The following is a 14,998-nucleotide window of genomic DNA, read 5'->3' as shown; positions in this document are numbered from 1 at the left end:
GTTTTCCAGAGCAGTTATCCTTGCTAATTACTAATGGTATACTTTTGTAGTTTATGTAATAAGCCTGCGTTTTTTGGATATGTTGAAAGGTGAAACTTTACAATAGAAAACGGTAAAAAAGGCCGTGAAATTCGGGCGCTCCGTTCTCTGCGAGCGCATAATGTTGCGGCTGAGCCGCAACACCCTCCGGGACTTATAGCTCTCCGTTCCTGTACACCCGCTTTTCTATACTTTCTTTTTTTCCGTTTTTTCTTTTGGAAAGATTTTTTGGAAAAAAGGAAAGGAAACAAAAAAAGTTAAACTTAAAATTTTACAAAAATGGAAATTACAGGAAGACTGACCGCTGATGCAGTGGTAAGAACAGTAAGCGGAGACAGGAAAGTAACAGGCTTTTCAATTGCAATCAATGATACCTATCGTTCTGGCGGGGAACAGAAGAAGGTGACCACGTTTGTAGACTGTTCGTATTGGCTCAATACGGGGATAGCCGAATACCTAAAAAAGGGTGGATGGGTACAGCTTTATGGACGGATAGGCGTAAACGCTTACATGAGCGGTTCGGGAGAGGCCAAAGCATCTTTGACCTTTCATACGAGCGAAATTAAACTTTTGGGAAATGCATCAAAAGAGAGGAGCAGTTCCACTACTTCTGAAAACCCTCAACAGGAAAACCCCAAAGCCGCGGAGACAGCAGCAAACAAATTCGAGGGCATTGATGATGACCTACCATTTTAATTATTAGCCGATACTTATTCATTTTAGATTTTACATCATGGGACACAACCTAAATTATAACGACAAAACACAAAAACATAGCTTTTTTTCGGTAAGTGAAAAAGCATGGCATGGATTGGGAACAATAGTAGATGCTTACCCAACATCTGCCGAAGCACTAAAATTTGCGGGGCTTGATTACTCGGTCGAGAAAAGACCGCTTTTTACAATGGATGCAAATAATCTTAACCTAAGAAATAATCCCGATCCCGATGCGATCATATTGGGCGCATCATCCGATATTGAAGTTCCAAATTATTTTGCTACGGTGCGCACAGATTCCGACACGGTTTTAGGGGTGGTCGGAAAGGATTACAGCGTGGTACAGAATATCGATGCCTTTGAATTTTTTGATAGCATCGTTGGCGGTAGTGAGGGGATTCTCTACGAAACCGCAGGGGCTTTGGGCAGGGGCGAACGCATTTTTATTACAGCAAAACTGCCCTCCTATATTAAAGTGGGAAAGGATGACCTGATCGAGCAGTATCTTTTTTTAACCACTTCACACGATGGTTTTGGAAGTATCACGGCAGCTTTTACCCCTGTACGCATCGTGTGTAACAATACCCTAAACGCCGCCATGAAAAATTCTTCAAATTCTATCCGAATCCGTCATTCTTCGGGTGCAGGAGACAGGCTTAAAACCGCCCACACCTTAATGGGTATTTCGGGCAGGATAGGGGATGAAATGGAACAGGTTTTTAACCATTGGGCTGGCCTGCGCATCTCTGATGATGAAGTAAAAAAACTCATTCAGATCGCAATGGCTCCAAATCGCGAAATATTGGGAAAACTCAAAAACGGTACAGTCGATGAAGCATCGAGTGTATATAAAAATATCGTTGATGATGTTTTTGGCTATGCAATGGCCAATCCATCGCAGGTGCTAGATACCACAAAGGGAACTTTGTTCGGGGCATACAATGCGGTAACCGGCTATTATCAGAACGTTCGTAAATTCAAAGATGGTGAATCAAAATTCAAATCCATCTTAGAGGGAACAGCCAAACAGAGAGGACAGGCTGCATTTGACCTTTGCCTTGATCTAGGCAGAAACGAAAACATCTCATTTCAATTAAACTAAAATACAGGGAGCGGATTTCCGCTCCCTTAAAAAACTATATCATGAGCATATTAGCCGATACAACAGAAAAAAAAGCCCTCTACGAAATCGCCAAAACCTTACGGTTTTTTGAAAACCTTGAATGTTTGCAGATTTCCGCAGGGGATGCCGTGCGCATCCGCCATGCCGAGAACATAATTAAAAGCGTAATCGGGGGAAACGGCTTTGATGCCGTTTTTTCTAAACGCAGGGGAACACACTTAATTAAACAAAAACCATGAGAACCAATTTTTTTCAAGCCATCCAAAGACTGCACGGTGCAGGTTCTTGGGTAATCAATATTTCATTTCCTAAAGAAAATGAATTGCTCGTTTCAGTTCTGCTCAAAAACAGTGGAGCAGAATCAGCAGGCAGCCCCTTGCCACCGATGCTTTATAGCGGAACTGCACAGGAAATTGACGAGGGCTTTTTTGAAAACCTTTCCGTTCCCATAGAACAGACAATTTCTTTTTTTTCAAATCTATCTGCCTATCAAAAAGGATTAGAGGAGGCAAAAGCGAAACTAATGGCGAAACCAAAGGAAAAAAACACGATGACCTCGGACACTAAAAAAACAGAGGATAGCCAAACAGTATCGGAAGAATCCGTTTCGACCAAATTTAAGTTCGAAGATATACTAAAAGAGATCGTTACACTAAACAGTTGCTGCAAATATGCGGAGGCGATTGCACTGCTTCCTAGCATAGAGGATTATCCCGATAAAAAAGCCGAGATCGAAAAACTCCAGAAAGAACTTAATTGGAGAAAAAACCAAATGACCTTATTGTAACCAAAAATTTTAGACCATGCTTAAAGCTACCGCAATACCAAGAAGATTCGTTTTTAGTGACAAAGGACAGGAAGTAAAACTTTCTGACCCCGCCCAAAAATTCAGCCCCGAGCAGGTCATGGATTTTTATTCGGGAACTTACCCCATCCTCACTACTGCAAAGATAGAGGGGCCCGAAATCAAAGGGGATGCCCTCGAATTTAAATTCATTACCACATTAGGTACAAAAGGTTAACCATGAAAAACGCAGCGAAATGCATCAAAACAGAACAATACTCGCAAAACTGGAAGCTTCACCAAAGTTTGGGAAGATTTCTTACAGGACTGGACAGGCTGCCCGATCTCTCGGAAATAAGAAAAGACAGAAAAAGACCCGCTCCGCAAACACTTACCGAAATGGTTTTTTAAACCATGTTTTTAATCCGTTAATCAATGGTTATCCTTTGGAGATCAGCGATCAGCTCATCGTTGAAAAGGAGTTTTTCAGTTCTGCCGAAAACCTGTGCAGCTTTTATGGATTGCCCCTTATGAATTTTCCATCATCAGTATACCCTGAAAATATAGCGCAATCGATCAATGATTTAAAGCAAAAGCTTGATAGGATAGATAAGTCATTGGAATTAATTGTAATACACGATGAAGAACATGTAGCCTGTGTAGCAGTAAAGAAAAGTTTTGATACAAAAACTACTCTTTATTATCTACCTGTAGAGCCATTGTATGAATTATTGCAGGATAATAAAAGAAAAAAAACAGCGGAACTTCTCCTTTCTGTTTTAGCTTACCTCTATCAGATCGGGGGAATCCCTTATCATGCTGAACACGGGAGCTACCTATCTTCCATTTATGATATGATTTATGACTGGTCAAGCGATGAAGGATGTCTTGAGGATGAAAAAGAGCAGCAATACATACTCGATTGTATAGAATTGATGGGAGAAAAGAGTAAATGGCTTCTTGAAAAGCTGAATAACAAAAAACACCTGCAAATGCTCGCAAAGCGGATCAGTGATTTTCGGCCATCATCCAAGGCGGAACAGGAACTTTTGATTTTGGCAAAACAGGCATATTCGCTGCATTTTGATTTTCCCGACTGTTCGGTGATAGATCGGATTGATACAGCGGTTTTTGACGAAGATGAATATTATAATTCAAGCAGGGTATATGCTGAAAATTATCTGTCTTTTATCTGGAGTTTTAATGACTGCCTATATGATCAGTTGATGGATACGGTAAACAGTGCGTTGCAGGAGTACGACGAAATCGACGAACCGACCACCATACAGTTCTTTGATACCGTGCAGCTATCCGAGGTGCATGACCACAGCTTTGAAATAAGGTTTTTTGACGTTTTGAATAGGATAACCGATAACCTAACTGATTTTAACGATGAAAAATATAACCAATAAATTTTCTAAAACCTATCTCCCTGCCAAAGCGCTTTTGCTTTACCGTGAACAGGAGATCGAAGAATTTTACATTGAAAGCTATGATATAGGAAAAAGCGGAAAGCCGACAAATGCGCACCCACTTTCGGTTCGTGAAAGCCAGTCACTTGCTGATATCCTTAGTACATCTGTAGAAAACAGGCAGGGGTTTTTACAGCCAAAGGGGCTGCTCCCGCAGGAAGTTGTTTACATCAATTCGGGGCGGAACGGTTTTGCAATATGGTTCACCCCTGAAATGAAAAGGCATCTGATTTTTAAAGCTGGTCTGACGATTCCAGATGGAGTAGCTTCAATGCCACCACTTTTATGGAAAGCCACAGCTTCTGCACTTGAAATGTGGGCTTTAAAAGAATCAAAAAGACCCGAGTTGTCTAGCATTTTATATTATGCCCCATTTTTTAATGTCTATAGAGATGGCAGGGTGTGCATGGGCAGCGTAGATGTGGACATTGATACAGATTGCTACCTCGAGACATTTATTTTAACTTGGGAAAACTACTTTTTTGGTTCGGCATTCAGCCACCTGCTCGGTGAGGTTTCTCCGGTTAAAGTGAACGTTGTTTCCCTTTGGCAGAAGCTGATTTCCTCAGATGAAGCCTTTCCAATAAACATCCTAAAGAAACATCCAAAAACGATTAAAGACCTGCTATCATGAAAAATCCAAGGAAAAGAATCCATATTGTTTATCCCAACTTTTTAAACCCTGTAAACCCTATTTCTGTCAACCTCATTGGTGCAGGTGGAACGGGCAGTCAGATGCTGACCGCCCTTTCACGGATTAACCAGGCACTCAATGCAATCGGCCACGCGGGTTTACAGGTAAATGTTTTTGATGACGATACCGTCCAACGGGCTAATCTTGCAAGGCAGCTTTTTACAGAAAACGAGGTCGGTCTGAATAAGGGCGTTGCCCTTATTAACCGCATTAACCGTTTTTTCGGAACGAACTGGAAAGCCGTTCCAGAGCGTTTTGAAAACGGCTGCAAAGAAGATCAAAGCAGATCGGCAAACCTGACCATTTCCTGTGTAGATACGGTGTCGGCAAGGATTGAAATAGAAAAAACGATAGGTGCATGCCGCAAAGGTGGTAACTATAGGGATACGCCAATATATCTGATGGACTTTGGTAATAGCAGGGATTCGGGACAGGCTGTGCTTTCTACTATTAGTAACGTCCAACAGGCCAATTCCGAAAATTTTTGTACTGTTTCTTCACTTCCCTCTTTGCTTGGTGAATATAGTGAGCTTTTGACTGCCTCGGAAAACGGGGATGATACCCCAAGTTGTTCGCTTGCCGAGGCACTCGTAAAACAAGACCTTTTTATAAATTCAGCCCTTGCAAATCTTGGCGCATCATTGTTATGGACAATGCTCCGAGAGGGCGTGATTCAGTATCGAGGATTCTTTGTAAACCTTGCGGATTTTCGTACACAGCCGATCTCTGTTTAGTCAGCTTCGCCAAAATCCTCCAGCGGCGGGCTTCGCCCGCCCTTTTTTTTCACCCGCTATTCCCCCATTCTCACTCCTCCACTGAACAGCAGGCGGCTGAAGTCTGCAAAAACCGGAGGCTTGCTGACCGGTTGGCCGGGAATATTTGTTTGGTTCAAAAACGACAAATAAATCCAGGACGAGTCACTTACACAGAAAAGCCTAATCCATCAGTCAGCGCGTACACTTTTGTCGAAAGACGCAAATTACTTTAGATCAAATCACAAGTGATTTTTAATTCGAGAGCCGTTATCGCTGCAACGCATATATTGCTGTGAATATAAGCGGCTAAGTCATTGCGTGCTATTCCAGGCCGATTCACTTTATCACATCATTCATGACATCGTTCCAATGTGCTTTTGCGAAATCAATTTTTCTCTTTGCATCCAGCTCGTAAAAGTTGTGTTCTAGACCCAGATAAGGTTTGATTGTCAGATTGTCCTTATGCTTTTGAATGAAAAATATTGGAAGTAGGTCACATAATATTGCTTTGATATCTTCAGTGCCATAGCCAACATACACGGGTTGCTCAAGTTTTAAGAAATCATCCAATAATGGTTGATCAAAACTCGTCCATGTTCTGTCCGGATCGCCAAAGTTCCTTTTAACAGAATTCGGGTCTTCATTTATTTTTTTCCATACGCGGTAGATATCTTCGATCTTATACTGACTTTCCTTCGCTTCGATCTCTCCCAGATCGACCTGTCTCCTGTAACCCCTTACGTACTGCTCGATGAGTCCAAAAGGATTTCCGCTAAGAAAAGCCACCTTGTAAATCTTTTTGTTTCCAACTGAAGATTTTATTGCTATTTTACTTCCTCTTGAATGTCCGATTATACTTATCCTTCTTTTTTCTACCCATTTTTGTCTTGAAAGATAATCAATTACTCGCTTTGCCCTTCTATTGTAATTCTCGAAATAATTGTTAGCCAAATAGGAAGGGCTTAAATCCTGGAACTTTTCTTTATCGATAACATACATAAAGTCCTTATCAAGTTTTTGGATATCGACTTCAAATGGCGTATATGGCATAGAAATAACGATGATATGAAAGTCTTTAGACAATTTTTGATAGTCGAAATTATTCAGTGATGGTATAAATTTATCGCCTTCTGGGTATTTAATCACTAATGGGATAGGTGTAGATCCCTGGCAGAAAATTATAACCGGTTTGATGGTATCAAGGTTTCCATTGACCAATATAAATTCGATTGAATCTTTATGGCTAATTAACCGGAAATGCCTTGCCTGTAGGTTTGTGACCTTGCCAAGATCCTGGGTAAATGCTAAAATAGGCCATAAACAATAGGCGATAATTATTACTATTTTTAATCTAATATTCATATTCCGATCATTTTTCATAAATCCCATCCATAAAAATAGGTCCATTTATTTATTCCATGAAATGTTAGCGGGCATTTTTATCAGTCATTAATTTTACTCATCATTTTGATTACACTTCTAAAAAAAACTTATTAGCCTATCTACTGAAAATATAAAGAATGAAAAGTAATCCTCGAAATCAGCTGCCCCGCCAACGAATTAAGAAAGCATTGTTTTTTAAAGATAAGCATTAAATTTTTTTTGCTAATTAAGTGTGTTGTCTTTCACATACCAATTCAGAAGGCTGCTTGAGGGTGTTCGGCGTGGAACTCTGATGCTCCGTTTTTATTGTACAAATATTGATTAGACGAATGTAGGGGAATTTTAAAACGCATCTTTCTTTCACATAATATCTCAGATTTGCTGATCAAATATCCTTGATGATAGTATTGCAGCAATTATGAAATTAATGCTTACTGAAATTGTTTTACAATAAATTTACGGCGAAAAATTTTTACAAATTATCTGTCTGATAGTCAATGTGTTGTGTTAATGTCTCGATGGTACCGGAAACCATAATTCTATCCATTGAACTACGGGAGCAAGGCTGCAAATATAGAAAAATCAAATACATTTCACCCAAATTTAAAGGCAAATTTTACCCTGTAACCGAATCATAAACCTGCTTCTGCCTAACCTGATGTATTTTATGTTAAAAAATAATTAAATCATTATCTTAACCTCCACTGGCGATGGCTTTATCAGGCTGTATTTTTATATTAGCTTATTTAAAATGCGGATTTCAGGCATGTAGGTTGGCTTTTTAGGAAATAAAAATGCACCTTTGCGAACCGTTAATAGAGGTTTAGGCATGTAATAAATTAAATTTTGTGTATGGAAGAAATGGTTGTGGAAGAAATTCAGGAACTACTTGAAAAAGAGAATGATAAAGCATTAAAGCAATATCTCGATCAACTGAATATTTCGGATGTTGAAGAACTGATAGATGAACTTCCACAATATGCAGCAAAATTTATCGAAACCTTATCCCTCAACAGGGCTGTAAACGTATTCAGGATCCTGGATTTTCCTACCCAGGAGCGTATCATTAAAAAACTTTCGGGTAATAAACTCAACCAGATCATCAAAGATCTGCCACCTGATGACCGTACCGCACTTTTCAGCGAATTAAAAGGCGATGTGGTTAAAAAAATGATCACCCTTTTACCGCCCGAAGAACGCAAAGAATCGCTCGCACTTTTAGGTTATAAAGAAGACAGTATCGGCCGTTTAATGACGCCCGATTACATTGCCGTAAAACCCGAATGGTCTATTACCCGTGTTCTGGCACACATCAGGCGTTATGGCAAAAACTCCGAAACCATCGATGTGGTATATGTCATCGATAAGGATGGTGTATTGCTCGATGATATCCGTATCCGCGAGGTTTTACTGGCCGATCCTGAAGCCATTATAGGCGAACTGACCGATAAACGTTTTATCGCGCTAAAAGCCAACGATCCGCAGGAAGATGCGATCAATATCTTCAGGATGAATAACCGTGTGGCTTTACCCGTAGTAGATGAAAGTAATATCCTGTTGGGAATTGTTACCGTGGATGATATTTTGTGGATCGCCAACGAAGAATATACGGAAGATATGCACAAAATAGGGGGTACCGAAGCATTAGATGAACCTTATCTCGATATCCCGATCTTAAAACTCGTAAAAAAACGTGCCGGTTGGTTAATTGTACTCTTTTTAGGTGAGATGTTAACCGCTACGGCCATGCAGCACTTCGAAATTGAACTCGAAAAAGCAGTAGTTTTATCGTTGTTTATTCCCTTGATTATGAGTAGCGGCGGTAACAGCGGTTCGCAGGCTTCTACATTAATTATCCAGGCAATGGCCCTTGGCGAAGTTACCATTGCCGAATGGTGGCGTGTAATGCGTCGCGAACTTGTTTCAGGCGCTTTGCTTGGCATTATTTTGGGCACTATCGGTTTTATCCGTATTGTAACCTGGCAGGAGCTGCACCTTTATAACTATGGTCCGCATTGGTTTTTAATTGCCACCACCATATTTTTTACACTGGTAGGCATTGTACTTTGGGGCAGTTTAATCGGTTCGATGATGCCTATAATCCTGAAAAAACTGAAACTCGATCCGGCTACTTCATCGGCACCATTTGTAGCCACCATGGTAGATGTAACCGGGATTGTAATTTATTTTAGTGTTGCCGTATTAATTTTGAAAGGCGTTTTACTTTAAACTTATATCATGCAGAAGAAAATAACCACACTTTTTACCGATATCGGCGGCGTTTTGTTAACCAACGGCTGGGACAGGCAGGCAAGGGGAGAAGCAGCTGTGCTTTTTAACCTCGATTCAGTTGATCTCGAAGAACGTCATCACCTTACTTTCGACACTTATGAAGTGGGTAAACTCACGCTTGATGAATATTTAGAACGTATAGTTTTCTTTGAAGAACGGAGCTTTAGTTATGACGACTTTAAGGAATTCATGTTCAAAAAATCACTTCCTTATCCCGAAATGATCCAGTTGATCTGCGAACTTAAAAAGAAATATAACCTTAAAGTAGCAGTAATTAGCAACGAAGGTAGGGAACTGAACCAGTACCGGATCAACACATTTAAACTCAATGAATTTGTTGATTTTTTCGTGTCATCAAGTTTCGTGCATTTCCGCAAGCCCGATGCCGATATTTTTAAAGTAGCCATCGATATTTCGCAAAGTGATGTAGAAACCAGTTTGTACATTGATGACAGGATGTTATTTGTTCAGGTTGCCGAAGGTTTGGGTTTAAGAGGCATTCACCATAGCAGTTACGAAGATACCAAAACGCAATTGGCAGCTTACGGGTTGGAGGTTTAAAAAAGAGTCGTCATCTCGATCCTATAGCTATTTAAACTTTGACAATCTTTATAATGCATAATGCCAAAAGATTGTCAAAGTAAGTGTCGATTCGCTACATACTGCTGCTATTGACAAACTCCAATAGAATATGTCCCTATAGCTATGTAAACTTTGACAATCTTTATAAAGGATAATGCCAAAAGATTGTCAAAGTAAGTCTCGATTCGCTACACGCCGCTGCTATTGACAAACTCCAATAAAATATGTCGTCATCTCGACCGAAGCACGGCGTAGTGGAGAGATCTATCTCGAGATAGATTTAGCTTCGCGGAGCACTTCGTGGTTCTCGGCTTCGTTACACTCCGCTCGAAATGACGTTTTGCAAGAGTAATTTTCCGTGTATTTCCGTGCATCCGTGGCAAAAAAACCTTGGTATTTGAAAAGCAAAAACAGAAGCTTTTTTTAAAGGATGCTCCCGCTTTTCATTACAAATCCTCTCCCGATTGAAAAAATCGGGATGCGGGTTTTTCATTTCAATCGGGTTTAGAAAGCAAATCAGCTACTAATAATAAAAAAACACCACGCCTTATTATCTGTGTTCATCTGTGTATATCTGTGGTTAATTACTCTTTACAACAATTAGAATCGTGCAAATCCGTGCATCCGTGGCAAAAACCTTGTAAAAAGCACTATTACAAAAAAAAAGCCACTCGCAAGAGTGGCTCTGTAATTTTATCTTAAGGATTTAGCTTAAACATTAAACCTGAAGTGCATAATGTCTCCATCTTCCACTACATAGGTTTTTCCTTCTACACCAAGTTTACCTGCATCTTTACACGCATTTTCTGAACCCAGGGTTACGAAATCGTTATATTTAATTACTTCTGCACGGATAAATCCTTTTTCAAAATCAGTGTGGATTACACCGGCAGCCTGTGGAGCAGTAAAACCTTTGGTAATTGTCCAGGCCCTAACTTCCTGTACACCTGCTGTAAAATAAGTGTAAAGGTTTAATAATTTATACGCCGCACGGATCAGTTTATTAACACCAGATTCAGTTAAACCTAAATCGGCCAAAAACTCCTGGCGCTCTTCGTAGCTTTCCAGTTCAGCAATTTCTGATTCAATTTTTGCAGAAATTACCAATACCTCGGCATTTTCATCAGCAACATTTTCCCTTACCAGGTCAACATATTTATTACCTGTAACAACCGATGCTTCATCAACATTACAAACATACATTACCGGTTTTTGCGTAAGCAGGCCTAAATCTTCAATAAAATCAAAATCTTCCTGTGCCAATGGCGCCGTACGGATAGATTTACCGCTTTCCAGATGTGATTTAACAACCGTTAAAATTTCGTAGGTACGTTTTGCATCCTTATCGCCACCGGTTTTAGCCATTTTTTCTACCTTTTGAATACGTTTATCAACCGTATCCAAATCTTTAAGCTGTAATTCCGTGTCGATAATTTCACGATCGCGAATGGGATCAACTGAACCATCAACGTGGATTACGTTTCCATCATCAAAACAACGCAAAACGTGGATAATGGCATTTGTTGCGCGGATGTTTCCTAAAAACTGGTTGCCCAATCCTTCACCTTTCGATGCACCTTTTACCAGGCCTGCAATATCCACAATTTCAATAGTATTGGGTACTACCTTTTGCGGATTTACCAGTTCGGCAAGTTTTGTTAAACGATCGTCAGGTACTGTAATTACGCCAACATTGGGCTCAATAGTACAAAAGGGAAAGTTTGCTGCCTGCGCCTTTGCATTTGATAAACAGTTAAAAAGAGTCGATTTCCCCACATTTGGTAAACCAACTATACCACATTGTAATGCCATTATTTATTAGTCTTTATATCTTTAGTTTTTTGGCTATTGGGTTCATAGTCTTATGGTCAATAGCCTTGTGTTTTTCGTTTTTGAGCTTTATAGTTATGCATTTGGGCCATGATCCATCAAACCATCACATCTCACATCTCACATCTCACATCTCACATCTCACATCTCACATCTCAATTTCCGCGCAAAGATAAGCTTTTAAAACCTTTATTTAAACCCTTGCTATTGTATCAAATCTATATTTTATCTATGTTTAGCCGAAAATACAGATACATAAATGGAAGATATTGAAAAGGAAGTACCTCAGGAAATTAAATTGATCGTAACCGAAGAAATGCGGAGTTACTTTTACGATATGAGTAAATGGGCAAGGTTTTTATCGGTTGTGGGTTTTGTGATTTCGGCATTTTTAACTTTAAGCTCTTTCGGTATTGGGGCTGCCATAAGTGCTAATCCGGCTATGCTCAATCAATTAGGGCCTTTAGCTGGTATTGGTGCAACCGGCATTACGATATTTTACCTGTTACTGGCTTTGCTCTTTTTTTACCCGAGTTTATTGCTGTTGCGTTTTTCGGCCAAGGGCAGGCAGGGGATTTTATTTGGCGATCAGGAGAACTTTAATGATGCCATTTATCATGTAAAATCGCTGTTTAAATTCTGGGGCGTACTTACAATCGTACTAATAGCAAGTTATTTTCTGTTAATTATTGCGGTAGTTAGCACTTCTGTAAAATAGAAAGAAATATATCACGCATAAAAAAAACCTCTCAATTTTCTGAATCGGGAGGTTTTTTATTGAAGTTATATTACTAAAAAGTAAAATCGTCGCTTGTTCTGGTGCTATGTTCTCCGTTTTCTGAATATTCATAACGTTTTTCAACCACATCCTGGTGGGTTTTGATATAATCAACCGTTTCGTTCAGTCCTTCTGCAAACTTTTCGAAATCCTCTTTGTATAAAAAGATTTTATGCTTTACAAACACACCGTCTTCTAATCTTTTCTTGCTCTCGGTAACTGTTAAATAATAATCACCCGATCTAGTAGCCTTCACGTCGAAGAAATAAGTTCTCTTACCTGCTCTTACTTTCTTTGAAAAAACTTCTTCTCTTTCCTTGTTGTCGAATTCTCCCATGGTTGGTATTGATGTTGGTTTTTGGTTTCGGTAAATATAAAGCAAATATTTAAAGTTCAAAATACAATTTTAATACAATTTAAATCGTGCGCGTTTCCTCCTCCAAAAGTTGGTTGTTATAAAGCTCCGTATAACTGCCATTTAGCTTAAGTAATTCATTGTGTGTGCCTTGTTCGATGATTTTTCCATCATCAAGCACCAAAATCTTATCTGCATTTTTAATTGTAGAAATCCGGTGGGCAATTAAAATACTTGTTTTTCCGGCCATTATTTTACCCAGGTTTTGCAGTATTTCCTCTTCGGTTTTGGTATCTACAGCCGAAAGACAGTCGTCAAATATCAAAATCTTTGGCGATTTAATCAACGCACGGGCAATAGAAACCCTTTGTTTTTGTCCGCCCGATAGCGTAATTCCCCGTTCGCCCAGCATGGTTTCGAACTTTTCTTCAAAATCAATAATGTTGTTATAAACCGAAGCATTTTTAGCTGCGGTATAAACCTCTTCATCGGTAACTGTGTCTAAGCCAAAGGCAATGTTGTTTTTTATCGTGTCCGAAAATAGAAAAACCTCCTGCGGTACAAAACCGATCTGGCATCGGTAATCTTTTAAATTTAAACCTTTAATGTTCTTCCCGTCGATATCGATAGCACCGTTTTCTACATCGTACATCCGCATAATCAGGTTAGCCAATGTTGATTTCCCAGAACCTGTTTTCCCGATAATTGCCACAAATTCGCCGTTGTTGATCTCGAAACTGACCTCTTTTAGGGCTTCAATGCCTGTATCCGGATAGGTAAAACTTACCTTATCGAATTTGATATTGCCTGATAAAGTTCTCTCCGAAGTTTCTTTTGACTGAATATCCGATGGGATATCCAGAAATTCGTTAATCCTTTTCTGCGAGGCTGCAGCCCTTTGGATCAGTGAGGTTACCCAGCCCAGCATGGTTACCGGAAAAGTTAACTGGTTGATGTAAATGATAAATTCGGCAATGTTCCCGGCGGTGATACTACCGTTCATCACCTGGATACCGCCGATATAAATGGTTAAAATAGTGCTTAAACCAATTAATAAGAGCATGGTAGGATAAAACAGGGCCGAAACTTTAACCAAACTCATCGAATCTTTTTTATATTCGTTGCTCTGGATTTCGAACATATTGCGGGTATAATCTTCACGCACGTAAGATTTAATGATCCTGATGCCCGAAAAACGCTCCTGTACAAAACTCGAAAGGTCTGATAAACGCTCCTGTATTTTTCCGCTTTTTTTAAAAATCAGCGTATTTACATAATATATAATGATCACCAGAAAGGGGAGTGGCAACAGGCAATAAATGGCCAGCTTTGAGTTTACATCAAACATCGACCAGATAATAAGCACCGATAATACAAAAGTATTAATGGTATACATAATTGCCGGCCCCACATACATCCTCACGCGGTTTACATCTTCCGTAGCACGGTTCATTAAATCGCCTGTATTATTTCTACGGTAAAAACCTAAACTCAATTCCTGATAATGCTGGTAGATGTCGTTTTTCATGTCAAATTCAATATGCCGCGACATTAAAATAATGGTTTGCCGCATAAAGAATAAGAACAAGCCCCTTAACAGATAAAGCACAATAACCAGCAGGCCAAAATATAAAAGGTTGCTGCTAAAAATATCGTAAATGATCGCCTGTCTGTCAAAACCATGAAAAAGATTAAAAATCTGGATGTTTTCTGTAATCAGATCTACCGCATAGCCGATTACCTGTGCCGGTACCACTCCAAAAATATTGGAAATCACCACGAAAATGCTTCCGGGGATAATCCACCATTTATATTTAAGAAAATACTTATTTAATCGGCTCAGATGTTTCATGTTGTACAAACTTAGATAATTTTGTTATTCTGTACATCATATTTATCTATTAGTGATTAAGCTTTAAAGAATAATGACAATAAGGGATGTAAAATGTATAATTTGAGATGGAAGATGTGGCGTAGAAAACTAAATTAATTAAAGCCCTTAACCTGATTATTAAAATGTTTTTGAACTCTATTGCCAAACCTCGCAGGTTTTTAAAACCTGCGAGGTTTAAATCAAAGGCATCTAACGCAAAGCTATAGCACTCGAAGTTGCCGATGCTTTACCCTTTTGCAACTTAGGAAGCCTTTGCCACCTAAACCCGATAGCAGCGTAAAACCCGTAGGTGAGGTACGA

The 14,998-nt window shown here is 39.5% G+C and carries 15 protein-coding genes; 11 read left to right on the top strand and 4 right to left on the bottom strand.

Annotated features, from left to right (window positions below; all coding sequences use genetic code 11):
* Window positions 1-318 precede the first annotated feature (318 nt).
* The 8 genes from DRW42_RS01850 to DRW42_RS01815 are packed head-to-tail and all read left to right on the top strand — an operon-like array spanning window position 319 to window position 5,563.
* Window positions 319-735 carry a single-stranded DNA-binding protein gene (locus DRW42_RS01850; RefSeq protein ID WP_113947105.1) on the top strand — a complete coding sequence of 139 codons (417 nt, stop codon included), beginning with the start codon at window positions 319-321 and terminating at the stop codon, window positions 733-735.
* A gap of 37 nt (window positions 736-772) precedes the next feature.
* Window positions 773-1,858, top strand: coding sequence for a DUF932 domain-containing protein (locus tag DRW42_RS01845; protein WP_113947104.1), 1,086 nt, complete (start codon window positions 773-775; stop codon window positions 1,856-1,858).
* A 41-nt stretch (window positions 1,859-1,899) separates the two neighbouring features.
* Window positions 1,900-2,118, top strand: a complete 219-nt coding sequence (locus tag DRW42_RS01840) for a hypothetical protein (RefSeq protein ID WP_113947103.1) — start codon at window positions 1,900-1,902, stop codon at window positions 2,116-2,118.
* Window positions 2,115-2,666, top strand: coding sequence for a PRTRC system protein E (locus DRW42_RS01835; RefSeq protein ID WP_113947102.1), 552 nt, complete (start codon window positions 2,115-2,117; stop codon window positions 2,664-2,666). The genes DRW42_RS01840 and DRW42_RS01835 overlap by 4 nt, the downstream gene beginning before the upstream one ends.
* 16 nt (window positions 2,667-2,682) lie before the next feature.
* Entirely contained in the window at window positions 2,683-2,901 is a 219-nt protein-coding gene (locus tag DRW42_RS01830; RefSeq protein ID WP_113947101.1) for a PRTRC system protein C, read from the top strand.
* A 19-nt stretch (window positions 2,902-2,920) separates the two neighbouring features.
* The gene (locus DRW42_RS01825; RefSeq protein WP_113947100.1) at window positions 2,921-4,075 is read left to right on the top strand and encodes a hypothetical protein; all 1,155 of its coding nucleotides are present in this window, start codon (window positions 2,921-2,923) and stop codon (window positions 4,073-4,075) included.
* Entirely contained in the window at window positions 4,056-4,769 is a 714-nt protein-coding gene (locus DRW42_RS01820; protein ID WP_113947099.1) for a PRTRC system protein B, read from the top strand. Before DRW42_RS01825 ends, DRW42_RS01820 begins: the two co-directional genes overlap by 20 nt.
* Window positions 4,766-5,563: a PRTRC system ThiF family protein gene (locus DRW42_RS01815; protein ID WP_113947098.1), complete on the top strand. Its 798-nt coding sequence runs from the start codon at window positions 4,766-4,768 to the stop codon at window positions 5,561-5,563. The genes DRW42_RS01820 and DRW42_RS01815 overlap by 4 nt, the downstream gene beginning before the upstream one ends.
* Window positions 5,564-5,920: 357 nt before the next feature.
* Here DRW42_RS01815 and DRW42_RS01810 read toward each other — a convergent pair whose 3' ends face one another.
* Window positions 5,921-6,946, bottom strand: a complete 1,026-nt coding sequence (locus tag DRW42_RS01810) for a hypothetical protein (RefSeq protein WP_147243645.1) — start codon at window positions 6,944-6,946, stop codon at window positions 5,921-5,923.
* A gap of 873 nt (window positions 6,947-7,819) precedes the next feature.
* Here DRW42_RS01810 and mgtE point away from each other — a divergent pair.
* Window positions 7,820-9,196: a magnesium transporter gene (gene mgtE, locus DRW42_RS01805; protein ID WP_113947096.1), complete on the top strand. Its 1,377-nt coding sequence runs from the start codon at window positions 7,820-7,822 to the stop codon at window positions 9,194-9,196.
* A 9-nt stretch (window positions 9,197-9,205) separates the two neighbouring features.
* Window positions 9,206-9,820 carry an HAD hydrolase-like protein gene (locus tag DRW42_RS01800; protein ID WP_113947095.1) on the top strand — a complete coding sequence of 205 codons (615 nt, stop codon included), beginning with the start codon at window positions 9,206-9,208 and terminating at the stop codon, window positions 9,818-9,820.
* A 732-nt stretch (window positions 9,821-10,552) separates the two neighbouring features.
* On the opposite strand, the gene ychF is transcribed toward DRW42_RS01800, so the two are convergent.
* A complete protein-coding gene (gene ychF / locus DRW42_RS01795; protein WP_113947094.1) occupies window positions 10,553-11,653 on the bottom strand; it encodes a redox-regulated ATPase YchF in 1,101 nt (366 codons plus the stop codon).
* 277 nt (window positions 11,654-11,930) lie between these two features.
* Here ychF and DRW42_RS01790 point away from each other — a divergent pair, with 277 nt between their 5' ends.
* Window positions 11,931-12,389 (top strand): hypothetical protein, encoded by a 459-nt coding sequence (locus tag DRW42_RS01790; RefSeq protein WP_113947093.1) that lies wholly within the window; start codon window positions 11,931-11,933, stop codon window positions 12,387-12,389.
* 73 nt (window positions 12,390-12,462) lie between these two features.
* Here the strand turns inward: DRW42_RS01790 and DRW42_RS01785 are convergent, their stop codons facing one another.
* Together DRW42_RS01785 and DRW42_RS01780 are read right to left on the bottom strand one after the other, a co-directional pair.
* Window positions 12,463-12,786: a DUF3276 family protein gene (locus tag DRW42_RS01785; protein ID WP_113947092.1), complete on the bottom strand. Its 324-nt coding sequence runs from the start codon at window positions 12,784-12,786 to the stop codon at window positions 12,463-12,465.
* Window positions 12,787-12,865: 79 nt separating this feature from the next.
* On the bottom strand, window positions 12,866-14,656 hold the full coding sequence (locus tag DRW42_RS01780) for an ABC transporter ATP-binding protein (RefSeq protein WP_113947091.1): 1,791 nt from the start codon (window positions 14,654-14,656) through the stop codon (window positions 12,866-12,868).
* Between the last annotated feature and the right edge of the window lie 342 nt (window positions 14,657-14,998).

The sequence above is a fragment of the Pedobacter miscanthi genome, from assembly GCF_003315595.1.
Classification (GTDB): Bacteria; Bacteroidota; Bacteroidia; order Sphingobacteriales; family Sphingobacteriaceae; genus Pedobacter; species Pedobacter miscanthi.
This window is presented reverse-complemented; position numbering and strand designations above follow the sequence as displayed.